The sequence below is a fragment of the Ruegeria sp. YTSC199 genome, from assembly GCF_059609725.1.
On record NZ_JBXWMF010000007.1, the window covers coordinates 127,003 to 150,104 of the forward strand.

28 protein-coding genes and 1 other RNA gene are annotated in these 23,102 nt (G+C 57.2%); 14 read left to right on the forward strand and 15 right to left on the reverse strand.

The annotated features are described in order from the left end of the window. Positions 1–21 precede the first annotated feature (21 nt). The 10 genes from rseP to AC2FEE_RS09085 all read right to left on the reverse strand — a co-directional run bounded on the left by rseP (position 22) and on the right by AC2FEE_RS09085 (position 9,026). Positions 22–1,374, reverse strand: coding sequence for an RIP metalloprotease RseP (gene rseP / locus AC2FEE_RS09040; RefSeq protein WP_496864578.1), 1,353 nt, complete (start codon positions 1,372–1,374; stop codon positions 22–24). Between the two features lie 4 nt (positions 1,375–1,378). Next, entirely contained in the window at positions 1,379–2,551 is a 1,173-nt protein-coding gene (gene dxr, locus AC2FEE_RS09045) for a 1-deoxy-D-xylulose-5-phosphate reductoisomerase (protein ID WP_496864579.1), read from the reverse strand. Next, complete coding sequence (locus AC2FEE_RS09050) at positions 2,551–3,333, reverse strand: phosphatidate cytidylyltransferase (protein ID WP_496864580.1); 783 nt, start codon at positions 3,331–3,333, stop codon at positions 2,551–2,553. Before AC2FEE_RS09050 ends, dxr begins: the two co-directional genes overlap by 1 nt. Further along, positions 3,330–4,061, reverse strand: coding sequence for an undecaprenyl pyrophosphate synthase (uppS, locus tag AC2FEE_RS09055; RefSeq protein WP_496864582.1), 732 nt, complete (start codon positions 4,059–4,061; stop codon positions 3,330–3,332). Before uppS ends, AC2FEE_RS09050 begins: the two co-directional genes overlap by 4 nt. Before the next feature lie 9 nt (positions 4,062–4,070). Further along, positions 4,071–4,634 (reverse strand): ribosome recycling factor, encoded by a 564-nt coding sequence (gene frr, locus AC2FEE_RS09060; protein WP_496864583.1) that lies wholly within the window; start codon positions 4,632–4,634, stop codon positions 4,071–4,073. Between the two features lie 186 nt (positions 4,635–4,820). Further along, positions 4,821–5,816: an acryloyl-CoA reductase gene (gene acuI, locus AC2FEE_RS09065; protein WP_496864584.1), complete on the reverse strand. Its 996-nt coding sequence runs from the start codon at positions 5,814–5,816 to the stop codon at positions 4,821–4,823. Positions 5,817–5,915: 99 nt separating this feature from the next. After that, the gene (locus tag AC2FEE_RS09070) at positions 5,916–7,019 is read right to left on the reverse strand and encodes a dimethylsulfoniopropionate demethylase (protein ID WP_496864585.1); all 1,104 of its coding nucleotides are present in this window, start codon (positions 7,017–7,019) and stop codon (positions 5,916–5,918) included. Continuing rightward, positions 7,020–7,529: a DinB family protein gene (locus tag AC2FEE_RS09075; RefSeq protein ID WP_496864587.1), complete on the reverse strand. Its 510-nt coding sequence runs from the start codon at positions 7,527–7,529 to the stop codon at positions 7,020–7,022. After that, the gene (locus AC2FEE_RS09080; protein ID WP_496864588.1) at positions 7,526–8,230 is read right to left on the reverse strand and encodes a DUF1326 domain-containing protein; all 705 of its coding nucleotides are present in this window, start codon (positions 8,228–8,230) and stop codon (positions 7,526–7,528) included. The genes AC2FEE_RS09075 and AC2FEE_RS09080 overlap by 4 nt, the downstream gene beginning before the upstream one ends. Positions 8,231–8,234: 4 nt before the next feature. Beyond that, the gene (locus AC2FEE_RS09085) at positions 8,235–9,026 is read right to left on the reverse strand and encodes a DUF2182 domain-containing protein (RefSeq protein WP_496864589.1); all 792 of its coding nucleotides are present in this window, start codon (positions 9,024–9,026) and stop codon (positions 8,235–8,237) included. Between the two features lie 86 nt (positions 9,027–9,112). Here AC2FEE_RS09085 and AC2FEE_RS09090 point away from each other — a divergent pair, with 86 nt between their 5' ends. The 7 genes from AC2FEE_RS09090 to AC2FEE_RS09120 all read left to right on the forward strand — a co-directional run bounded on the left by AC2FEE_RS09090 (position 9,113) and on the right by AC2FEE_RS09120 (position 13,887). Continuing rightward, a complete protein-coding gene (locus AC2FEE_RS09090; protein WP_496864590.1) occupies positions 9,113–9,844 on the forward strand; it encodes a FadR/GntR family transcriptional regulator in 732 nt (243 codons plus the stop codon). Positions 9,845–9,854: 10 nt separating this feature from the next. Next, positions 9,855–10,217, forward strand: a complete 363-nt coding sequence (locus AC2FEE_RS09095) for a DUF4345 family protein (RefSeq protein WP_496864591.1) — start codon at positions 9,855–9,857, stop codon at positions 10,215–10,217. A gap of 36 nt (positions 10,218–10,253) precedes the next feature. Continuing rightward, positions 10,254–10,626, forward strand: a transfer-messenger RNA (tmRNA) gene (gene ssrA, locus AC2FEE_RS09100). Between the two features lie 100 nt (positions 10,627–10,726). Continuing rightward, a complete protein-coding gene (locus AC2FEE_RS09105) occupies positions 10,727–11,158 on the forward strand; it encodes an ester cyclase (RefSeq protein WP_496864593.1) in 432 nt (143 codons plus the stop codon). Positions 11,159–11,286: 128 nt separating this feature from the next. Next, the gene (locus AC2FEE_RS09110; protein ID WP_496864595.1) at positions 11,287–12,102 is read left to right on the forward strand and encodes a chromate resistance protein ChrB domain-containing protein; all 816 of its coding nucleotides are present in this window, start codon (positions 11,287–11,289) and stop codon (positions 12,100–12,102) included. Then, on the forward strand, positions 12,099–13,352 hold the full coding sequence (gene chrA / locus AC2FEE_RS09115; RefSeq protein ID WP_496864597.1) for a chromate efflux transporter: 1,254 nt from the start codon (positions 12,099–12,101) through the stop codon (positions 13,350–13,352). The genes AC2FEE_RS09110 and chrA overlap by 4 nt, the downstream gene beginning before the upstream one ends. A 76-nt stretch (positions 13,353–13,428) precedes the next feature. After that, complete coding sequence (locus tag AC2FEE_RS09120; RefSeq protein ID WP_496864598.1) at positions 13,429–13,887, forward strand: SspB family protein; 459 nt, start codon at positions 13,429–13,431, stop codon at positions 13,885–13,887. A gap of 14 nt (positions 13,888–13,901) precedes the next feature. Here the strand turns inward: AC2FEE_RS09120 and AC2FEE_RS09125 are convergent, their stop codons facing one another. Next, positions 13,902–14,438, reverse strand: a complete 537-nt coding sequence (locus AC2FEE_RS09125) for a hypothetical protein (RefSeq protein ID WP_496864600.1) — start codon at positions 14,436–14,438, stop codon at positions 13,902–13,904. Positions 14,439–14,660: 222 nt separating this feature from the next. Here AC2FEE_RS09125 and fumC point away from each other — a divergent pair, with 222 nt between their 5' ends. The 6 genes from fumC to AC2FEE_RS09155 all read left to right on the forward strand — a co-directional run bounded on the left by fumC (position 14,661) and on the right by AC2FEE_RS09155 (position 18,028). Continuing rightward, positions 14,661–16,058, forward strand: coding sequence for a class II fumarate hydratase (fumC, locus tag AC2FEE_RS09130; RefSeq protein WP_496864601.1), 1,398 nt, complete (start codon positions 14,661–14,663; stop codon positions 16,056–16,058). Then, entirely contained in the window at positions 16,055–16,231 is a 177-nt protein-coding gene (locus AC2FEE_RS09135; RefSeq protein ID WP_496864603.1) for a DUF4169 family protein, read from the forward strand. Before fumC ends, AC2FEE_RS09135 begins: the two co-directional genes overlap by 4 nt. Further along, on the forward strand, positions 16,228–16,455 hold the full coding sequence (locus AC2FEE_RS09140) for a ribbon-helix-helix domain-containing protein (RefSeq protein WP_496864604.1): 228 nt from the start codon (positions 16,228–16,230) through the stop codon (positions 16,453–16,455). The genes AC2FEE_RS09135 and AC2FEE_RS09140 overlap by 4 nt, the downstream gene beginning before the upstream one ends. Positions 16,456–16,536: 81 nt before the next feature. Continuing rightward, positions 16,537–17,118: a TetR/AcrR family transcriptional regulator gene (locus AC2FEE_RS09145; protein WP_496864605.1), complete on the forward strand. Its 582-nt coding sequence runs from the start codon at positions 16,537–16,539 to the stop codon at positions 17,116–17,118. Positions 17,119–17,130: 12 nt separating this feature from the next. After that, on the forward strand, positions 17,131–17,418 hold the full coding sequence (locus AC2FEE_RS09150) for a YciI family protein (protein ID WP_496864606.1): 288 nt from the start codon (positions 17,131–17,133) through the stop codon (positions 17,416–17,418). A gap of 7 nt (positions 17,419–17,425) precedes the next feature. Next, positions 17,426–18,028, forward strand: coding sequence for a DNA-3-methyladenine glycosylase I (locus AC2FEE_RS09155; protein WP_496864607.1), 603 nt, complete (start codon positions 17,426–17,428; stop codon positions 18,026–18,028). Positions 18,029–18,034: 6 nt separating this feature from the next. On the opposite strand, the gene AC2FEE_RS09160 is transcribed toward AC2FEE_RS09155, so the two are convergent. The 4 genes from AC2FEE_RS09160 to AC2FEE_RS09175 form a co-directional block, all read right to left on the reverse strand. After that, positions 18,035–18,916, reverse strand: coding sequence for a fructose bisphosphate aldolase (locus AC2FEE_RS09160; RefSeq protein WP_496864609.1), 882 nt, complete (start codon positions 18,914–18,916; stop codon positions 18,035–18,037). A 72-nt stretch (positions 18,917–18,988) separates the two neighbouring features. Further along, the gene (locus tag AC2FEE_RS09165) at positions 18,989–20,338 is read right to left on the reverse strand and encodes a cytochrome P450 (RefSeq protein WP_496864610.1); all 1,350 of its coding nucleotides are present in this window, start codon (positions 20,336–20,338) and stop codon (positions 18,989–18,991) included. Further along, the gene (locus tag AC2FEE_RS09170) at positions 20,335–21,549 is read right to left on the reverse strand and encodes a hypothetical protein (protein ID WP_496864611.1); all 1,215 of its coding nucleotides are present in this window, start codon (positions 21,547–21,549) and stop codon (positions 20,335–20,337) included. Before AC2FEE_RS09170 ends, AC2FEE_RS09165 begins: the two co-directional genes overlap by 4 nt. A gap of 63 nt (positions 21,550–21,612) precedes the next feature. Further along, positions 21,613–22,365 (reverse strand): cytochrome c biogenesis CcdA family protein, encoded by a 753-nt coding sequence (locus AC2FEE_RS09175; RefSeq protein WP_170442577.1) that lies wholly within the window; start codon positions 22,363–22,365, stop codon positions 21,613–21,615. 105 nt (positions 22,366–22,470) lie between these two features. Here AC2FEE_RS09175 and AC2FEE_RS09180 point away from each other — a divergent pair, with 105 nt between their 5' ends. Next, positions 22,471–22,704 (forward strand): sulfurtransferase TusA family protein, encoded by a 234-nt coding sequence (locus AC2FEE_RS09180; protein ID WP_496864612.1) that lies wholly within the window; start codon positions 22,471–22,473, stop codon positions 22,702–22,704. Positions 22,705–23,102 lie beyond the last annotated feature (398 nt).

The window sequence follows — 23,102 nt, forward strand, 5'->3', positions numbered from 1 at the left end:
TTCATGCAGCGCCCGCCACAATCAGCAGAACAAATCGTTCGTCACTGAAAAGACCATCAACCCTAGGATCAGCGACACGCCGACCCCCATCAGTACCCGCAGGACGCCGTCGCTGGGGGGTCTACCTGTAACGGCCTCGTAGGCGTAGAAAATCAAGTGGCCGCCATCCAACGCCGGAATAGGGAACAGGTTCAGCAATCCAACGGCAGTAGACAGAACCGCGATAAAGAAGATGAAGCTCTGCGCCCCCTGACTGGCCATTGCACCCGAGGTTTCGGCAATACCAATGGGGCCAGACATGTTGCAAGTGCTGATCGCCCCAGTAATCATGTGCCAAACGCCCGACAGCGACCCGTTGATAATGCGCCAAGTCTGCTGCACGCCTCCGGACAGCGAAGCCAGAAGATCTGCAGGTTCGGTCGCGGGTTCCAGGGCCATCCCACCAACAATCCCGATGCGCCAATGAGTCACAAATCCACCTTCGGGCTGTGGTTCATCGGTGCGGCGTGGAGCAAGCGCGAATTCAAGTTCGGCCCCGTCGCGCCAGACATCCAGCAGCAGAACCTTACCGTCCGAGCCTTCCACATGCTCTTTGAGCTGCTCAAAAGCAAAAACCGGTTCTCCGTTGATCGCCGTGATCACATCGCCGGATTTCAGGTCGATATCCATTGCAGCGCTGCGCGGGGCAACCTGCTGGATCAGCGGCGGGAACAGCCAGGGGCCGGACACATCCATCGTCTGCCCGTCGCGGATCACTGTGTAATCCAGTTTGGGTTCGACCGGCAAAGCGTCGGTGAAATCGGACCAGGCTCCCTGCTGATCGAAATTAGGCACAGGAACGCCCGCAACGGCAACAATCTCGTCCCCGTCCTGCAATTCCTGTTCCGTCCCCGGCAGAGAATAAAGCTTTCCAACGGTCAAAGGCTCGCGGGTAACACCCTGAGAAAAGAAGATCAGCCCGAACACCAGAATGGACATCACAAAGTTGAACGCCGGACCAGCTGCAACCGTGGCCGCCCGCGCCCACAATGGCGCGCCATGCATGGTGCGGCGCAACTCTTCGGGGCTTTGCTCGATGATTTCCATCATCGCCTGTTCGTCCTTGCCAGACGCGGCGTTGGCATCGCCCATAAACTTGACATAACCGCCAAATGGCAGCGCGGCGATCTGCCATCGGGTGCCGCGTTTGTCGACGCGGCTCCACAGCACCGGACCAAACCCGATCGAGAACACCTCGGCATGGATGCCGGACCACCGCCCCACGATATAGTGGCCGTATTCATGCACCGCGACGATGATGGACAGCGCAATCACAAACGCGAAGATTGTATACAGCAGGTTGCCGAATTGAGGGATCAGAGAGATTAAGTCCAAGTTATTATCCTGCTGGCTGGATGGCGGCCTCATCGGCCCACTTACGTGCCAAATGGTCCGTTTGCAGCACGTTATCAAGGTCTAATTGGGCATCAAGAAGGCCATCCGACGCCTCAAACCTATTCAGAACCGCCTCGACAATATCAGCCATTTCAAGAAAGCCGACACGACGCGCGATAAAGTGATCCAAGGCGCGCTCTTTGGCGGCGTTGAATACGGCGCCGGACAAGCCGCCTCGCTGCATCACATTGCGAGCCAGACGCAGGGCCGGATAACGTGCCTCGTCCGGGTCCTGAAACCGCAATTGACCCAGTTTGGCGAGGTTCAGGCGTTCGACCGGCAGATCGCGCCGGTCCGGCCAGTGCAACGCATAGCCGATCGCGTGCCGCATGTCGGGCGCGCCCATATGGGCCATGACAGCCCCGTCATTAAAACCGACCAGCGAGTGCACGATGGATTCGGGATGAACCAGCACTTCTATCTGATTTGGCGAGACGCCGAAGAACTCTTTGGTTTCAATCAGCTCCAGCGCCTTGTTGAACATCGACGCACTGTCGATGGTGATCCGCTGCCCCATGTTCCAGTTCGGATGGTTCGAGGCCTGTTCAACCGTAGCGCTGGCCAGATCGCTCAGCGGCCAATCGCGGAAGGCACCGCCGCTGGCGGTGATGATGATCCGCTCGACAGCGTTCATATCTTCGCCGACCAGAGCCTGAAACACCGCCGAATGTTCACTGTCTACCGGCAGGAGACGCGCATTGTTACACCGCGCTGTTTCCAGTACCAGCGCCCCGGCGCAAACCAATGTTTCCTTGTTGGCAAGTGCCAGCGTCGCGCCCTGTTTCAACGCCTCGAGCCCCGGGGGCAACCCAGCTGCTCCGACAATGGCGGACATGACCCAATCGGCTGGCCGCGCCGCGGCCTCGGTCAAGGCCGCCTGCCCCGCCGCGGCCTCGACACCGCTTCCGGACAGTGCAACACGCAAATCCTCAAGCCGATCCTCATGCGCGGTCACGGCCACGTCGGCCTTCAGGCGACGTGCATCTTCGGCCAGTTTTTCGATATTCGCCCCGCCGGTCAGCGCCACAACGTCATAGGCCGACGGATCCCGGTCGATCAGATCAATGGTGTTCTGTCCGATCGAGCCGGTTGCACCAAAAATCGAAACTTTGCGCATTACATGCCCCCGGGGGAATAAATCAGGCCCGCGATCAGAACAAACAAGGCCGCACCCATCATGCCGTCGAACCGATCCAGAAAGCCGCCGTGGCCCGGGATCAGGTTCGAACTGTCCTTCACCCCAAACTTCCGCTTGGTTGCACTTTCGACGATGTCCCCTGCCTGACTGGCCATCGAGGCAAGCACCGAGATCACCACAAACATGATACCGAACCCGGCATAGATCGCGAAAATAGTGCCAACAATGGCTGCCGCAGCCCATCCGCCGGCGGTCCCCGACCATGTCTTCTTGGGGCTGACCTTGGGCCAGAATTTCGGGCCACCGAATGTTTTGCCAACAAAATACCCGGCCACATCCGTTGCGACCACCACCGAGATTAGCCACACCATCCAGCCAAACCCCATGTTCTCGCGGATCGAGATGAAGCCTAGCCCGGCCGCTGCAATCCAGATCGCAAACAGCGCATAGGTCGTTTTGGATCGGCTGATCTGCCCGGCCCCGACTAGGGCCGGAGCAATCAAGACCGGCAATTTGTAAAGCGGCGGCAGATGATAGCTGAGCAGAACTGCAACCCCGGTCAGAATACCAATCTGCACGGCCGCCCCGGTTTTGTCCGGGTCGATCATCCGCACCAATTCCCAAATCATAAGGCCACAGGCTATCGCGATGAAGGCTTCGAACCATAGCCCGCCCAGCCAGACTTCGACCGAGCCGACAAGGACCAGCACAACAGCCGATAGAACCCGGGCGGTCAGGTCAGACCATCGGCCGTCACTCATGCCGGAACTGCCCCGAAACGGCGTTCACGGGACCCGAAGTTGCGACACAGGCACTCCAACTCAGCCGCAGTGAAATCGGGCCACAGAGTATCGATGAATTCATATTCGGAATAGGCCGACTGCCAGAGAAGAAAGTTCGAAATCCGTGCCTCTCCGCTGGTTCGGATGACTAGGTCCGGGTCAGGAAGAACATGCGTATCCAAATACTTGGGAAGGGTTTCCTCATCCACATTTTCGGGGAGGAGATGTCCTTCGGCCACGTCCCGCGCCAGACGTTTGGTGGCGCGCGCAACCTCATCCCGCCCGCCGTAATTCAAGGCGACAGTAAGATGAACCAGGTCGTTTTCCTTGGTTTCCTCTTCCAGCGTATCCATCAATTCGATCAGCTTCTTATCGAGCCGCACCCGGTCCCCGATAAAGCGCACCCGAATCCCGTTTTTCTTCAGGGTTCGGGTTTCCTTGATGATATAGCGCCGAAACAGGCTCATCAGTCCGGCGACCTCGGCCTGCGTGCGCTTCCAGTTCTCGGTCGAAAAGGCAAAAACTGTCAGGTATTTGATCCCAAGCCTCGGGCAGGCCTCGACCACCTCGCGTACACGTCGCGCCCCGGCATGGTGGCCGAACAGCCTTGGCCGACCACGCGCCTGCGCCCAGCGACCGTTTCCGTCCATGATAATAGCGACATGGCGCGGCCCGTTCGCTGGCTCAGTATGTGGGGCGTTGAGCATATCCCGGTCTCAGACCTGCATGATCTCTGCCTGCTTGGTCTCAAGCGCGACATCTACAGATTTGATCATCTCGTCAGTCAGATCCTGAACTTCGGTTTCCCAGAACTTCTGATCGTCCTCGGACATGCCGTCTGCCTTGGCCTTCTTAATCTGATCCATTCCGTCACGGCGAACGTTGCGGATCGAAACCCGCGCGTGCTCGGCATATTGGCCAGCGACCTTGCCCAATTCGCGGCGACGCTCTTCGTTCAGCTCCGGAATCGGCAACATGATGATAGTGCCGTTCAGCTGAGGGTTGATTCCCAGACCGCTTTCACGGATGGCCTTTTCGACCTTGCCGACCAGGCCCTTGTCCCAGACATTGACCGTAACCATACGCGGCTCGGGCACATTGACCGTTCCTACCTGATTGATCGGCGTCATCGAGCCATAGGCATCGACCATAACCGGTTCCAGCATCGAGGCCGACGCCCGACCAGTCCGAAGCGAGGCAAATTCGGTTCTGAGGTTGGACATGGCGCCTTCCATGCGCCGTTTCAGATCATCGGTATCCAGTACGAAATCATCAGACATGCTGCTCACTCCCCGTCTTCAAGTGCTGTTTGCATGGCTCATAAGCCATCGCAGTTGGGATGTATAGCAATGATGATGCGGAATTGCGCCAATGACCAGAGGTGTTTCCGGCATTTTCTGGGAGTTTCAAAGACACCCGGATCGATCGGCGCTCAGGCCGACCGGTCCGGTTGTAAGTCTTGTCGATCAGGCGTTTACGTCAACAACGACGCGGCCCTGGACCTGACCTTTCAGGATATCGGCACCCAATTGCGGCAGATCACCCAAGGTTGCGGAGTGAACCATCGCTTCCAGCTTGTCCATTGGCAGGTCCGTTGCGATGCGCTGCCAGGCACGCACACGGTTTTCATAGGGCTGCATCACGCTGTCGATGCCCAGCAGATTGACCCCGCGCAGCAGGAACGGAATCACCGTTGCAGGCAAAGCCGCGCCACCCGCAAGTCCGACAGCCGCGACCGAAGCGCCATATTTCATCTGACCCAGCACGCGCGCCAACATCTCGCCACCAACCGCATCGACGCACCCGGCCCAGGTTTCGCTTTCCAGCGGGCGCTTGGTGGTCTCGTTCAATTCCTCACGCGGAACGATAGTGCTGGCTCCCAGAGACTTAAGGTAGTCGCCCGCTTCCGGGCGCCCGGTGACGGCCGCAACCTCATAGCCGAGATTGGCCAGGATGGCGGTCGCCACCGAGCCGACGCCGCCAGCGGCCCCGGTAACAAGAACCGGGCCGTGGTCAGTTTTCATGCCGTGATCTTCCAGCGCCATGACCGCCAGCATCGCCGTAAAACCAGCCGTACCCACGGCCATCGCCTGCCGCGTATCCAGTCCTTCGGGCAAAGGTACCAGCCAATCGGCCCGGGCATTCGCCTTTTGCGAATAGCCACCCCAGTGCGCCTCACCCACGCGCCAGCCGGTCAAAACCACCTTGTCACCGGGCTTATAGCGATCGTCCGAGGACGCCTCGACCGTGCCGGCATAATCTACCCCCGGCACATGCGGGTAAGAGCGCACCAAGCCGCCACCCTTGGCGGACGTGCACAAGCCGTCCTTGTAGTTCACCGTCGAGTATTCGACGGCCACCGTAACCTCACCCTGAGGCAGATCATCAAGCGAAAGCTGTTTCACCGACGGGCTGGCCAGTCCGCTTTCCTCGTCCTTTTCCATGACCAATGCGTTGAACATCTTACTTCCTTTCGTTTTTCCAAGGCCAGATCGCAATCTTCACCTGGCTAAATATCCCGGGGGAATCGCTCAGAGACGGGGCCGCGCGCCCGTTCGCAATCAAATCCAGAACCGCTCCTGCACTGTCGCGCCGCGCATACCATCAGGCGTTTCGACCTCGACAACTGTTCCAGCGTCCCAATGGCTCAGCCGCAGCATTCCAATCGACACGTTGGTCGAGAAATCCGGTGACCACGCCGCCGAGGTCACCTGCCCCACCCGCTTTCCACCGGCAAAAACCGGCCACGGACGGTCGCAGGGCGGTACGGCGTCGCCCTCGATGGCTACAGGACGAATTTGTTGTACCGGGCCTTCCCTGGCCACACGCAGCAAGGCGTCGCGCCCGATGCAGCCAATAGCCGTATGCGTGTTGCAGAACTTGCCCAAACCGCATTCATGCGGCGTGTTGTCGTCGGTCATGTCGTTGCCATAAGACAACAACCCGCCTTCGATCCGCTCAATCAGGTTGGGGCAGCCCGCGCGCACCTGCAGGTCCTCGCCTGTGGCAAACAGAGCATTCCACAGCGGCATACCGATGTCGGAACCCTCGACGTAAATCTCAAACCCGCCCTGTTTGGAATAACCCGATCGCGCCACGGCCAGATCGCGCCCCTGGAATTCGAACATGTCGAACTTGAAAAACCGGATATCGCGCACGCGATCCCCGAAAACGCGCGCCATCAGGTCATCCGCCTTGGGTCCCTGAATGGCTAGAGGCGACACGTCCGGTTCATCGACCAAAACATCCAGCCGATATCCGTTAGCGACACCTTTGACCCACAACAGCAAGTCACTGTCGGCAATTGAAATCCACCAGCGGTCATCGGACAGCTTCACGGCCACCGGATCGTTCAGCATCCCACCGGTTTCATCCACGATGGGCACGTAATAACACTGCCCCGGCAGCATACCTCGCAGATCACGCGGTGTCAGCATCTGCATCAAACGGCCCGCATCCGGGCCGCGCAGCTCAACCTGCCGTTCGCAAGACACATCCCAGACCTGAACATGGTTTTTCAAATGCCGATAATCCGCCTCGACGCTTTCAAAAACCGTCGGCAACAACATGCGGTTATAGACGGTGTATCCCTTGACCCCGGCAGCCTCGACCCCGTCAGAGAACGGTGTCCGCCGCAACCGGCGTGACATGGAAATCTGCGGCATTCAGGCCTCCTTCGGCATAAAGACCAGATCACTGACAGGCGCGGCTGATCCTGTTTCGGTCAGCATCTGGTGCAACTGTCCACGATGGTGGGTCTGGTGGTTGAACATGTGGATCACACATTGCGCGTAAGGCAATGTAACATCAGCCTCTTTTGCCGCTGAGAACCAGGTGAAATCGCCGGTCAATGGCGCATCTCCCAACAATCCCGCCCATTCAGCGATACGGGCATCCACTGTTTCGCACAGTGGCAACCAATCAGCCAGATCGGCACATAGCGAAACGCTTTCGGGTATACCGCCTCCCGGGCCTTTGCCTTTGTCGAAACGGGACAACCAAATCCAATTGCCCCACAGCAAATGGTTGGCCGTCCCCATGATCGAGCCGAAGAATGCACCGCGTTCCTTAGTCAGCTCTTCGGGCGCGAGTGATTGCAGAAACCCCGATAACTGCTTGTTTTGCCATCGGTTATACCGCGCCATTTCCTGTGCATAGGCGCCTGTGATCATCATTTTGGACCGTGCCAGTCGATCGGGCAAATTTCCGCAGACTTGCCTCCGAAGTCCCAAACACGGCCATAGTCGCGCACCTTGGACTTGGTGCCGCGTGCCACTATGATGTCAGGACCCATCCAGTATTTCGAGTTCGATACCATCACCGGATGCTTAGGGTCCTTGCCAGCCAACATTTCAATCTCGCCCTGAATCTTGCGGCCAATCACGATCCGACGCTTGTTGCCGTCACGCTCGATCTGGACCGGAGCCCGCTCGGCCCCGATGATTTCACTCACCAGCATGGTGAACAGACCGGTTGTGCCACCTGCCTGGCCGCTGAATATCTGCAGCAACCCGTTATAGGCCTTTCCGCTGGCGCGTTCGTCCACATAGGCTGCGACTTTCCACTGGCCCTCTCCCATGCGGCCCGGAATGTCGACAAGCAGACCCACGTTCAGGCCCGACAGATCCTCGCCCTCGTAATGGCCTTCGTCGATGATGATCCCCATCCAGGCGTGGCAATGCCCTTCGGTCGGAGGATGCGCACCCAGAGACACAACGCAGGGACAGAACACGTCGCACGAGCAATTCAGGATCAGTTCACCCTTGATGGCCCAGTCCGTCGGACTCATTTCGCGCCGTTTGGGATTGGGCATACGGCTGTCAATGCGTTGGCTGATTGGCAGCCTGTCGGCCTCAGGTTTCCTGTTTTTAGCCATATACTTATCCTCCGTAAGCAAAGGGATAGACCAGCAGGGCAAGCCCCCCTGCGATCAGTGCAAACCCCATTGGCCGCGTAACCGCATGACCGATTTGAGGCAGTTTTTCAAAAACCATGAATAGCGTCGCGAGACCCATCCAGAGCAAGCTCATGACGCCACCAACAAACCCAAGCGCCATGAAGCCCCAGCAGCATCCAACGCAGAAAGCGCCCAGCCCGAACCCCATACGCAGACCGCCGCCAAACCCGGTTTTCCAATGGCCCAGGAAATAGGTCATCGGAGCGTGACAAACACCGTGACAAACTTCTTTCGCGCGGGTGAACTGAAAAGCGCCGACCACGATCATCAGCCCGCCTGCAAACCAGGTGGACTTGGCGATGCCCAGCATATCGACGACGCCGCCGTAAAGCAGACCCAACTGAACGCCGGTGATCAAAGCGGCAAAACCCACCCAGACGACGAAGTATCCAGCCAGAACGCCGATCCACCCCGCACGCGTGCCATTGGCGCTGCGGATCAGGTCATCATAGCTGCGCAGGGTCGGCACCAGCGTCGGCAGCATCATAGCGGCCATCATGATTGCCCACATCCAGAACAGAGGGCCAAATTCGGCCATTGGCATATACATGTCCATACGGGGATCCATGGCGGCCATTGCCTGACCCATGGGGCCGGGCCTACCGATCCAATCCAGATCCATGTCGCGACTCATAGTGAACATTGCCCACCATGCCCACAGAATCAGAATGTAGAATCCCAGCCACAATCCGCTGCGTAGAACTGCGTTACTCACGCTTCCCTCCCGACTCAGTTCTTGCTTTTCAAATGTCAGACTTTTAAATGTCAGACAAATGAAATTTTACCGGCGATCCCAGGAACATGAAAATCGAACCTCAAAAACCCTCGGATTTATCGGCGCAGATCGCTCAGGCCATACGCGACGCTATCATATCGGGCGAGTTGATCGTGGACGAAAGGTTGCCGTCCGAGGCCGAATTGTCTGATCAGTTCCAGGTGTCGCGACCAACGGTGCGCGAGGCTCTCAAACGCCTTGCAGCGCAATCGCTTATCCGAACCCAGCGCGGCGCTTGCGGCGGCGCTTTTGTGAACCGGATCAGCTTTGAGGACGCGTATTCGCAGCAAATCACAACTTCGACCCTGCTGCTGTCGATGAACGCGATCAGTTTCGACACTGCATGCGAGGCCCGCTTTGCGCTGGAGCGCGCCTGCGCCCCGCTTTCGACCCAACGCCGCACTGCCGATCAGCTGGCCACCATGCGGACCGAGATTTTCCGTCAGTCTCAACCCGGCCTGACAGATGAAGCGTTCTGTTCTTCGGATGTCGCCTTTCACCGTGCACTGGTCGATGCGGCCGGAAACCCGGTTCTGTCCTATCAGTTGGCCGGTGCCGTTGAGGCGATGCAGCCCCTGATGAACATGATCACCTTTACTGCCCGATCCCGCCAAGAGATCATTGACCTGCACAATCGCATCGCCGACGCACTGGAAGCGCGCAATGCAGGAAAAGCAGACGCAGCTCTTGTCGAGCTGGAAAACTACACGCGCAAACTGGCGCAGGACGTGGCCCAGCAACGCCGCAAGCCAGCGTGACGGAGGTACAATGATAACAGCGCTGAACGTAATTGCTGCTGTTTTGACGATTGGCTTTGGCTTGTTCGGCTTCCTCGCCCCGGCATTCACCGCCGCATCGCTGGATCTGACGCCAACCGACAGCAATATGGGGCTGAGCGAGATGCGCGCCTCGGTTGGTGGGCTGTTCGTTGTGACTGGTGCGGCCGTGTTGTGGCTGAACAATCCGATGGCCTATGCCATGCTTGGGGTTGTCTACGCAGGGGCAGCGCTGGGTCGGTTCGTTTCGGTCATTCTGGACAACCCACCCATGGTCAAGGCGGTGACGTTCGGAGGAATCGAACTAGCCCTGGCATTGTGGTTGATTTTGGCAAACATTAACAGATCCACATAAGCGCTTGTTTTCACGACAACCAATCCCGAAAAATCCCGGTTTGCATCCGCGCGTCTGCTCACCTATATAGGATATGTCCTTAGGGACTATGGACATAAACGCGCTCGTAATAAGCGGATCGGACCCGGGGGCGGTACCCGGCGGCTCCACCATATACCTTCTGGAGGTATCCTTCGTTTGAGGAACTCTTTCAGAATCGGGGGGCCGAAATAGGATCGACGAACGTCTAAAGGGGTTAGCTTTGTCTCGGCTGTCTGCCACCGTTACCGGCGAAAATAGTACAATTGCAAACGACAATCGTGCTCCGGTTGCAGTTGCTGCGTAAGCAGTAACAAGACCGAAACTTAAGTCCTTGCGCCTAGCCGCGTAAGGCGGGGTTCGCAGGTACCTGGCAACAGAAACCTGCATTTTCCCTGAAATGTCTGCGGTTTATCTCTGATCTTGTTCACGTTCAGAGTTTTTTCACCCTTTCCTTTCATTCTCAGCCCGACAGGAAAAGGAGAGCTGGGATGTCACACGCAGATATACTCAGAAAATGGTATGCTGAGGTTTGGGAAAACGGGAACACCGATGCCATCGACCAGTACTTCGCCCCCGACACCATGGCCGAGGGGCTGATCCCCGAAATGCAGGTCGGCGCGGACGATTTCCGCGATCTGGTCATGGCCTTTCGGCACGTCCTTGGGGAAATCAGGGTCGAGCTTCCAAAGATAATCGAAGACGGTGACTGGGTATCTGCGATTCTTCATGTCAGCACGACCCGGGCAGACAACGGGGCTCCATTGCAGGCCACTGGCAGTGTTGTCGCGCGGTTCAAAGATGGCCGCATGGTCGAGGCTTACAACCAGTTCGACTTTATCTCTCTGTTCGAACAACTCGGCCAGTTCCCACAAGACACCTTGCCCGTGTGTATGACCGGGCAGAGGCTGGATTGGGCCTGACGCCAGCAGCGCAATCTTGACCCCTAAGGCGCTTGGTCGTAAGCAATGGCCATGGGGTAAGATTGCGAACGCCCCGTGAGGCGCCAGCCCAAGTTTCGCATGTATCCGTTTGCATCAGGAGACATGCTATGCCCGCGCCCAGTTCAATCACTCCAAAACAATTGCTACGCCTGATCGGAACACCGCAGGCACCGGTCCTGATTGATATTTGCTTGGACCCGGATTTTGAGGCCGACCCCTATCTGATCCCCGGTGCTGTTCGCCATCCGGCAATGGATATCGACGGCATTGCCCGCCGAATTGGCAATCGTAACGCCGTCATCATTTGCCAAAAGGGCAAGAAGCTCAGCCAAGGGGTCGTGTCCTGGTTGCGCAGCAAAGGATGTGAGGCCGAGTTTCTGGAAGGCGGAATGTATGGTTGGCGGGACATCGCGGATGCTCCACGGATACCGGCTGCGGCCTTTCCAATGCGAGATGATGGCCGATCTGTCTGGGTCACACGCCACCGGCCGAAAATCGACCGGATCGCCTGCCCGTGGCTGATCCGCCGCTTCGTGGACCCCGACGCGCAGTTCCTGTTCGTGGCCCCGTCTGAGGTCGAAGCCACCGCTCAAGCCTTCGATGCGACACCGTTCGATATCGAGGATACGTTCTGGTCTCACCGAAACGACCGCTGCACCTTTGACACCATGCTGGACGAGTTTCAGTTGCACACCCCTGCTCTCGATAGACTTGCCACGGTGATCCGCGCTGCGGACACCAACCGTCATGATCTGGCGCCCGAGGCTGCTGGCTTGCTGGCAATATCGGTGGGCCTATCGCGGCAATACCGCGACGACCATCAGAACCTGGAGGCGGGCCTACATCTTTATGACGCCTTGTATCGTTGGGCTCGGGACGGTTTTGACGAACATCACGACTGGCCGACGGATCGCAGATCATGACGCCATCGATTGCGGAGCTCATCCGGGTGTTCGGTCGCATCGGCCTGCTCTCCTTCGGAGGCCCGGCGGCGCAAATTTCGCTTATGCACCAGGAACTGGTCGAAAGACGCCCCTGGCTGGACGAACAGACCTATCTGCGGGCTCTTTCGTTATGCATGCTGCTGCCAGGACCCGAGGCGATGCAACTGGCAACCTACGCAGGTTGGCGTCTGCGCGGTGTTAGCGGTGGTTTGATTGCCGGCGCCCTCTTCGTGCTGCCCGGAGCCTGCATCATCGCGATTCTGGTGGCACTATACGCCGCCTTCGGTGATTTGCCTGTGGTTCAGGCCGGTTTTCTGGGGATAAAGGCAACGGTAATCGTGATCGTCCTGCAGGCGCTTCGGAACCTATCACGCAAGGCACTGACGGACACACAGCACCGCGCCATCGCGGGGCTGGGTTTCCTCGCCATCTTCGCGCTGAACCTGCCCTTTCCACTGATCATTCTGGCTGCGGCAATTTGGGGATACGTTGCCTTTGACGGTCAGGCTGAAACCTCGGAGGTTCCCCCTACCCCCAAAGTCACCGGTACGTTCCAAACTGCCGCCTTCTGGCTGGCAATGTGGCTGGGGCCGCTACTGGTTCTGACCGTAACGGGGCAAAAGTTGCTGAGCGATTTGGGGTGGTTCTTTGCCCGCCTCGCCGTTGTCACTTTTGGCGGAGCCTACGCCGTTCTTGCCTATATGACCCAGACCGTCGTGGACAAATACCATTGGGTCAACACGGACCAGATGATCGACGCGCTGGGCCTGGCCGAGACCACGCCGGGACCGTTGATTCTGGTGACCCAGTTCGTCGCCATGCTGACTGGCCAGATGAACGGCGGCGCACCACTGGCGATAGCAGCTGGAGCGATTGCGCTTTGGGCCACTTTCGTTCCCTGTTTTCTCTGGATATTTCTGGCGGCCCCTTATCTGGATCAACTGGCCTCCCGTCCCAGATTGTCCGCCGCTCTGCACGGGATAACTGCAGCTGTTGTGGGTGTGATTCTCAACCTGTCCTTGTGGTTCAGTCTGAACGTTCTGTTTCTGCGTATCCCTGAAACATCATGGGGACCGGTGACACTGCCCTGGCCTGACCTGACCAGCCTCAATCCGGCCGCCATGGCCCTGACATTGCTCGCTGGGCTATTGATTTTTAAGTGTAAATTTGGAATGGCGACAACATTGGTGATCACGGCTGCGATAGGAACGGGACTGCATTTCGTTTAAACAATCCTCACACAGGCGGTCTTTCGTTTCCGATGAAATCCCCTATGCTGAGGGTAACCACTTTTGAGGATGACACATGTCGCAAGACATCGACTATGGAAACCTGATGCACACCGCCATGCGCGGGCTCATCAAGACCGTTCTGACCAGCGTTTCCGATAATGGCCTGCCCGGGGCGCATCATTTCTTCATCACATTCGACACCCGCCAGGAGGACGTCAAACTGGCCGACTGGTTGCGTGAGCGGTACCCCGAGGAAATGACCATCGTTATGCAACACTGGTTCGAGAACCTTGAGGTTGGCGACGAAGGATTTGCGATCACGCTGAATTTTGGCGATGCGCCGGAACCGCTGTATATCCCCTATGCGTCCATCAAAACCTTCGTCGATCCCTCGGTTGAATTCGGGTTGCGCTTTGAAAGCCCCGAGGACGAGGACGAAATAGAACCCATCGACGAAGAATCGATCGAGGTGGAAGAAGAAGCCGATCACCACGACGCCGAGGTGGTCTCGCTGGACAGTTTCCGCAAATAACTGCCCGGCGGGCGCTACTGCTTTTTCAGAAACGTTTCGACCGAGCGCGATTTTACTCCGTTTCGGAACCGCGAAAACGACAGATCCAGACCGCCCTCTGCCAGAGTGCGGTCGAACTGCTGCAGCTCATAATCCCCTGTCTCTCCGATAAACAGCGAGAACACAGTCAGGGTGTCACCTTCGATCCGCCCCCAGACAAACGGTTCGCCCTGCATCGGGTCCAGCGGAACCTCATGCCCGAACACGTTGCGCTTCATGGCGGCGGAATACACGTCAGACCTGTCCGACTGCTTAAAATCTATCGAAAATTTCTGATCTTTGACCCGACCGTCTGCCTTGTAGGTAGTGGTCGTCCAACTGACATTGAAGCCATTCTTCAACTCTTCAATCGCCACGCTCATGTCGCGTGGCGTTTCGCTTCCGTCGTCACCCACCAGATTGGCAGACCCGACGTAGTTGCCCACAAAGGGGGCAATATCTGCCGCGTGGGCTTTCAGTCCAGTTAAAGCGGACGAAATCAGGATGCCTAATAAAAAGGCAATGATTTTCATGGGGTAAGTTCGAACCAATGTGCCCACCTTAACCTCCAACAAGTTGATCCACCTATTGTAGCTGACCCGATAGCGCGCACAATGCGTTTCCGAGCAAATTTACCAATCCCTTCCGGCTATACCTCTGCCACCCTTGAGTTTATGGTGCGCGCAACTGGCCGATTGCACGATGACATTGTTACGGGTAAACGGCATGCGACTGCATACACTACGGAGTGACCGATGTCTCAGACCCGCACCGAATCCGACAGCTTTGGCCCGTTGGAAGTCCCTGCCGACAAGTATTGGGGCGCCCAGACGCAGCGTTCGATCATGAATTTCCCTATTGGCTGGGAAAAGCAGCCCGTTGCCATCGTGCGCGCGCTGGGCGTGATCAAAAAAGCCTGCGCGATGGAGAACAAGGCTATCGGCAAACTGGATGCGAGAATTGCGGATGCTATCATTCAGGCCGCTGGTGAGGTGATCGAAGGCAAGTTTGACGACAACTTCCCGTTGGTTGTTTGGCAGACCGGTTCGGGCACCCAGTCCAACATGAACTCGAACGAGGTCATCGCCAACCGTGCGATTGAAATCCTGGGCGGCGTGATCGGATCAAAAGACCCGGTGCACCCGAACGACCACTGCAACATGGGTCAATCCTCGAATGACACCTTCCCTACGGCCATGCACATCGCCACAGCGATGAGCGTGCGCGACGTGCTGCTGCCGGGTTTGGAGAAATTTGCCTCGGCGCTGGAAGCAAAAGCGAAAGAATTCGCGGGCATCATCAAGATCGGCCGGACCCACACGCAGGACGCAACGCCGCTGACGCTGGAACAGGAGTTTGGTGGCTATGCGCACCAGATCCGTCAAGGTATTGCCCGTGTCCACGCGTCGATGCCTGGAATTTATGAACTGGCACAGGGCGGTACGGCCGTTGGAACCGGTCTGAACACCCATAATGGTTGGGATGAGGCCGTCGCCAAGAACATGGCCGAGATTACCGACCTGCCCTTCGTCACCGCACCGAACAAGTTCGAAGCTCTGGCGGCCCACGACGCCATGGTCTTCCTGTCGGGTGCTTTGGCAACCATCGCGGGCTCTTGCTACAAGATCGCCAACGACATCCGCTTGCTGGGCTCGGGGCCCCGCTCGGGACTGGGTGAACTGATCCTGCCGGAAAACGAACCCGGCTCGTCGATCATGCCCGGCAAGGTGAATCCAACGCAGGCCGAGGCGCTGACTCAGGTCGCCGCTCATGTCATGGGCAATGACGCGGCGATGAAGTTCGCGGGTTCGCAGGGACACTTCCAGCTGAACGTGTACAACCCGATGATGTCCTACAACCTGCTGCAGTCCATCCAACTGCTGGGCGACGCCACCGACAGCTTCACCGAGCGAATGCTGCTGGGCATCAAGGCCAACGAGCCGCGCATTGACAAGCTGATGAAGGAATCTCTGATGCTGGTGACCGCGCTTGCGCCAACCATTGGCTACGACAACGCCACCACCGTTGCCAAAACGGCGCACAAAAACGGCACGACTCTCAAGGAAGAAGCCATCGCGATGGGCTTTGTTGATGAAGAAACCTTTGACGCCGTCGTTCGCCCAGAACAAATGATCGGCCCGAAAGACAAATGAGCAAACCGGTCAATCTGAACCGGTATCGAAAAGAAAAAGCGCGGGCCGAGAAAAAGGCCCGCGCGGATCAGAACTCTGTCAAATTCGGCCGCAGCAAGGTCGAAAAGACCGAGACCAAATTCGAACGGGAAAAACAGCGCCGCGAGCTGGATAATCGCGAGCTGGATGAATGAGCGGTCGTCCGGTCAAACGATCACTGACCCTGAAAGGTCATCGCACCTCGGTTTCTCTGGAGGACGAGTTCTGGCATGCCTTTCGCGACATCGCCAAGTCCAAAGGTATTGCAATCAACGCCTTGGCGGCCGAGATCGACGTCGAACGAGATCCTGAAGTGGGGTTGGCCTCGGCCATACGGGTTTACATCCTCAGTTGCTATCGTGACGCCTCATCTTCGTAGTTCCAATTGTGTTGACGCCTTAGGACGCTTGTCCTAACCTCACTTTAGGACAAGCGTCCTAGAGAGGGAAAGTGCCGTCAGATGTCAGATCTCAGTACCAGCGAACAAATTGTTCAGGTCGCGGATGAACTGTTTTATCAAAACGGTTTCGCACAGACGTCATTTGCCGACATCGCCAAGGCGGTCCGCATCTCTCGCGGAAATTTCTATTATCACTTTAGGACAAAGGATCAGATTCTCGAGGCAGTGATTAACCTGCGGTTAAACAGGACAAAACAGATGCTGGACGATTGGGAAGAGATGATCCCTGACCCGAAACAGCGCATTGGACAGTTTATCGAAATTATGATCATGAACCGCGCAAAGATTGCGCGTTACGGCTGTCCGGTCGGAACCTTGTGTACCGAATTGTCCAAGCTTGAACATGCTGCGCAAGGCGACGCCAACCTGTTGTTCGACCTGTTTCGCGACTGGCTGGAACGCCAGTTTTCCGCGGCCGGTCTCTCGGAAGATGCGCGGGAATTGGCCATGCGTTTGTTGGCGCAAAGCCAGGGCATCGCGACGCTAGCGCAAGCCTATCAGGACGAAGCCTTCATAAACGGCGAGGTTCAGCAGCTGAATATCTGGGTGGACCATCTTCTGACGCAAACTGACGCAACCTGAGAAAGGTTTCTCATGTATATAATTTTGCTTCGTTTTTCTGAACGCAAGGATCGCGCCCCCGAATATTTGAACGGGCACCGCGCCTGGCTGAAGCAGGGGTTCGACACGGGGATGTTCCTGCTCGCCGGTAGTTTGAAACCTGGCATAGGTGGCGGTGTTTTGGCCGTCGCGGACAGTCAGGAAGAGGTATCCAATTTCGTCAACCAGGATCCTTTTGTCGTTGCAAATGTGGTGACGGCCGAAATTCTTGAAATGGAACCAGCCCGTGCAGACAATCGCCTGAACTTTCTTTTGAACTGAGGTTTCCATGTCCAAAATCGTTTCCGGTCCGGATGGCCAACCGCGCTGCGGGTGGTGTCAGGCTGCACCCGAGTTCTTTGAATACCATGACACCGAGTGGGGCTACCCGGTAGCGGATGACCAGCGCCTTTTCGAAAAGCTGTGTCTGGAGAGTTTCCAATCAGGTCTAAGCTGGCGCACGATCCTGGCCAAGCGCGAAAACTTCCGCAAAGCGTTTAATCATTTCGATTTCAATGCCGTAGCTGAATTTGGCGACGGTGATGTTGAACGCCTGCTACAGGACGCAGGCATCATACGTCATCGTGGCAAGATCGAGGCCGTCATCAACAATGCCTGCCGCGCACAAGAGCTTGTGGCTGCCGAAGGGTCGCTGGCCTCTTATGTCTGGCGATACGAGGCAGACAACCCGCCCGAACCGCAAACCGCATCGACTTCGGCGGAGTCCATCGCAATGTCGAAGGATTTGAAGAAGCGCGGTTGGAAATTCGTCGGTCCGACCACAGTATTTGCCTTCATGCAGGCCATGGGTCTGGTGAACGATCACGCCATTGGATGTTCTATGCGTGAAAAAGCGGCGCAGATGCGCCGCGAATTCACCAAGCCGGAATAGCGCCTCTTAGATCGAGGCGCGGAAGATTTTGTCGATGTTACCGCCCAGAGCAGCATTGAAATCGGCATCCGATTGCTGTTTCGACAGCCCCTCGGTCAATGCGCGCGAGAACGAGGCGATCATCTTGACGTTCTGGTCCAGCAGATCACAGGCCTGCTCGGTCGAATAACCGCCCGACAGCGCAACAACACGCACAACGCGCGGGTGGTCGGCCACTTCGTCATACAGGTTCGCCTGGCTGGGGATGGTCAGTTTCAGCATGATATCCTGCCCCTCGTCCAACTGATCGAGGTTTTTAAGGATTTCGGCGTTCAGGATGTCTTCGGCCTCGGCTTTTGTGGCCGAGTTGATGTTCACTTCAGGTTCGACAATCGGAACCATTCCAGCAGCGACAACTTCACGAGCCACGTCGAATTGCTGCGCTACCACGGCAGCGATACCTTCAGCGTTGGCTTCATGGATCACCGAACGCTCTTTGGTGCCGAACACACCATTCGCCTTGCCCAGAGTGTCCGCCAGACCCGGAATCGGTTTCATCATCTGAACGCCGTTGGCCTGTTCTTCCAGACCCTTGTCGATCTTAAGGAACGGAACGATGCCTTTCTGCGACCACAAGTAATCGGCAACCTTTCGGCCTTCGATCTCTTCGCCCAGCGTGCGTTCGAACAGGATCGCGCCGATTACTTTTTCATTTGTAAAGTCGTTGGCCAGAATGATGCGGGCGCGCATTTTCTGGATCTCGCCGAACATCTCCTCGTCCGAGCTATACTCCGAGGCCTCGACCCCATAAAGCGCCAGCGCCTTGGGTGTCGAGCCGCCACTTTGATCCAGGGCTGCAATGAAACCCGCGCCGTTGGACATTTGCTCGCGCTGCTCTGCTTTGGACATAAGACTTTCCCGTTCAATGATGATTCCGCGTTTTCCATCGCATACAGCAAGGCGCAGGTCGATGGTAGTTTGTTAGCGCTCAACCACGCGCAACCATATCCCTTCCTTCGACCGCACCGTCAGATGTGCCTCCGGAATGGGTATGCGCCCTTCTACCACCTCGAACCGGAAGTGCCGCAGCAGCATCGACAATAGCAATGGCCCCTCGACCATGGCGAACCCGGCGCCGGTACAAACACGGGGCCCTGCAGAAAACGGGATGAACGCCTGCCGCTGACAGGTTTTGCCGTTTTCAGTGCTCCAGCGTGTCGGATCAAACTCGTCAGGGTGGTTCCAAAGGCGTTCCTGCCGGTGCAGGTGCCACGGGCTTACGACGATCTGCGATCCCCGGGCCACATCCCTGCCCCGGAATTTCTCCGGGCCAGTCGCTTCGCGCACCATCATCGGCACCGGAGGGTACAGCCGCAGCGCTTCACGGAATACATCCCGGCTGAGGCGTAGTTTGGACACGGTGCCAAAACAGATATCGTCCAGAATTTTCGCTTCGACGCTCAGCTTTTCCTGCCAGTCGGGATAAAGCGCCATCAGGTACAAGGTCCAGGCCAACGCCGATGCGCTGGTTTCGTGCCCCGCCAGAAAAAAGATGGCAACCTGATCGACCATCTCTTGCGTGTCAAAGCACTGCCCGGTTTCGGGATCGGGTGTGGTCATGATTTTGGTGGCCAGATCATTTGGTGCGTGTCCCGCGACGATCAGTTTGGCCCGTTCAGCTGTCAGGTGTTGGATCAAGGCCCGGATATCTCTGGCATTCCGCCGTGTATTCCGCGCGTGCAAGCGCGGCACCCAACGCGGCAGCGGAACAAACGCCGCCAGATTCAGCAAGGGTTGTTGCCGCTGAAAAGCCCGGAATTTTTCGAAAACCTGGGCGGCCACCTCATGTTCGATCGGGACCGAAAACAGGGTCCGGAAAATCACATCTGCTGCAGCGTGGCTGGTGAGTTCCTCGCATTCGATCACCTGACCCGCCTGCCCGCGCAATCGCGCAACGCATGCTTCGGCGGCCTGTAGCATGGCCGGAAAGGTGTCCTTCAGCCGCCCGCCTTCAAAGGCCGGGTCGATGATCCGTCGCTGCCGTTTCCACGTCTCGCCGTTGGTCAGAAAGACCGAGTCCCCCAGCAGTGGCCGCAACCCCTCACTTATACGGCCAGACTTGGGAAAATCATCAGGACGTTTCTTGAGAACCGTATCCACCAGTTCGGGTTGGTTGATCATGTAGGACCGGAAGAACGGTGTGCGAAACTCGGCCATCCACGCGCGATAGAGCCGCTGTGGCTGCGCCGACAGCAAATCCTTGCGGAACAGTTTCAGGTACCGCCATAGTGAAACCTTGTCCGGGCGGGGTGTTGGCTTTGGCGGCTTCATATACGTACCGACCTGTATTTCGAGATTGTTTGTTCGATGCGCGATTTCGACGGAACGCGGCCATCAAACCGCTGGCCCAAGGTCAAAGGACCTGCAGTAATGCGGAAATAGTCGTAATCTTTGGGGCGATCAAACGCGCAGAGATACTGGAAATGCAGCCGAAAAAAGCGCCAGCGCAGCTCTTGCCAGCGTTCCGGCGACAAGGTTTGCGTGAAGGCGGCTGACAGAACCAGCGGCCAGCGTTTCTGAGACGTGGCAACACCGCTGACCCCCACCGGGTCACATAAGGCAAACGCACATCCGTCACCCGGCGCCGACACGTCGACCCAGGTGATGTCTGGTTGTTCGGACAGGAATTGCAGATCAGTGCGCAGATCTTCGGCTTCGGGCAGAAACGAAACCATGGGCACTACTTGCCCCAATGTAAGCAAGGACAATGCCGGCCCAGTATCAAACATCCCGCCTTTGCGGATCAGATCGGCCAGAACCGTCACCGCAAGATGCGCGCCCGAGGAATGACCGACAACTAAAACCTCATCCACATCCGCTTCAAGTGCGTTCTGAATATGTGCGCCAAACTCGTCCAAGCGGGTCTTCAGCTCGGCCGGAACCGCCCCGTTCAGCGTTGCCGAATAGGCGTAGTCATGCATCAGGTAATAGGCAAACAGGCGGTTATCGATTTTTCGGAACCACTGCAGCAAGGCATATGCCGCCGCAAACGCTGGCACCAAGGCCAGCCACCCAGCAATGGCCCATAGCAGTGCGGTCATTGCCCAGACCACGAAAAACGCCAAAGCCAACTGCACGGTCAGCATCCCAACGGGATAAAGCGCGGCAATCACCGGCCCCTTCCGCAGCCGCATAAGGCGCCACAATGTGCCTGATCCGATATAAATCCATGCTGTGCGCAATAGCTGCATATAGGTCGCAGGAATCGAGTTTGACATGCTCTCGCGCACGATATCCGACCAGACCAGAACGTCGATATCCGCCTCGATGTCCGCGCCGTCCTGATGTGACCGGACATGCCAACCGTATGGTCCTTCACCGGACTTTGGAGAAATCGAAATCTCATACTCCGAAATCTCGGCCTGCGTCCGACTCTCCTTGCGGTACAGCTCGCGATATCGGCGCGGGTGAATCGGATCATAGCCGGGGATGTAGAACACCCGACGCCTGCAAACCCGAGGCTGATTTGTGTGACCGCTCATGCCTTTACCTTCTACGGCGCAGGTTAGCGTAGCCTTACTGCCAAGGTAAGCCGGATCAGCACATCACCCGAAATTGGCCAGCGCCGGGAAGGTCTCAAGCAACCACCAGCTGAATTCGGTGAACAGGCCGGTGATCAGCATAATGCCGACGAACAACAGTAAACCACCCATGACCTTCTCGATCGTACCCATATGGGGTTTGATTCGGTTCATCACCGACATCGAGCGGTTCAGGAACATGGCCGCCAGCAGGAACGGAATCCCCAGCCCCGCGGCATAAACACCCAGCAGCAGGGTCCCCCGCGCAACCGATGCCTCTGACGCCGCCAGCGACAGGATTGCGCCGAGCTGAGGCCCGATGCACGGTGTCCAGCCAAATGCGAAGGCCAGACCCAGGATATAGGCACCAAAGACCGAGCCACCGGAATCGCCCGCGTCGATCCGCGCCTCGCGATCCAGAAAGGGAATGCGGAAGACGTTCAGGAAGTGCAGGCCAAAGACGATCACGACCGCGCCGGATAGCTTGGCAAACAGAACCTGATTCTGCAGTACAAACGCCCCAAAGGCCGAAGCTGTGAACCCCAACAACAGGAACACCGTTGACAGGCCCAGCACAAAGAACAGCGCTGACAGTGTCGCCTTGCGCCGCGCCGCTGCTTCATCCTGCATCTCGTTGATCGTCACGCCACTCATATACGCCAGATAGGGCGGCACGATGGGCAGCACGCAGGGTGACAGAAAGCTGATCAGCCCGCCCAGCATTGCGATGAACATGGCAGGCAGCAAACCCGCGTCGATGATATCAATTCCGAACATGCATCAGCACATAGGGTATCAAACCAGCCGCGTCACGGGGCCATTCGGTCACATCCCCGTGCATGGGCGCTGGACAGTCCGGCAAAGTGGAAATATCTCACCCTCATGTCAAATCCCACCGAAACGCTCGACGCGCTGGGTCTGTTGTGCCCCTTGCCCGTTCTGAAAGCCAGAAAGCGCCTGAAATCCATGCCTTCCGGGGCTGTTTTGCGCATTCTGGCCGACGATCCGGCCGCCATCATCGACGTTCCGCATTTCTGCGCCGAAAGCGGACACCAGCTGTTATCTCAAGAGGACGCGGACGGACATCAGGTCTACCTCATTCAAAAAGCCGACTGAGGCAGGAGGTCAAGGATGCCTTCTTAATTCAACCCACAACTTTCCATGCGGTCACGAAAACGAGCCTGAAAGTATCAGAATGCCGCCTGCATCCCATCCTGACGGTGAGAGATCGATTACCACACGCTCCGAAAGCTCAAGCCATCGCTTAGATCGAAATCCTTTCATGCAGGAATTCGATCCTGTTCATTGCATCTTTCTTCCATTTTGACGCGAACTTCGCACTATAAAATTCCGCGTATTTCGTCAGTTAAGCATGGTCGGCTTTCGTGACGATCTCGTCCCTTCGGTCTTCAATCGGAATTCAAAAATCGGCATCGTCTGCATATGCTGACTGCCGTGCTGGATTTTCATCTATACCGTAGACTTCGTCCAGCAATGACATAAGGAACTCTTCG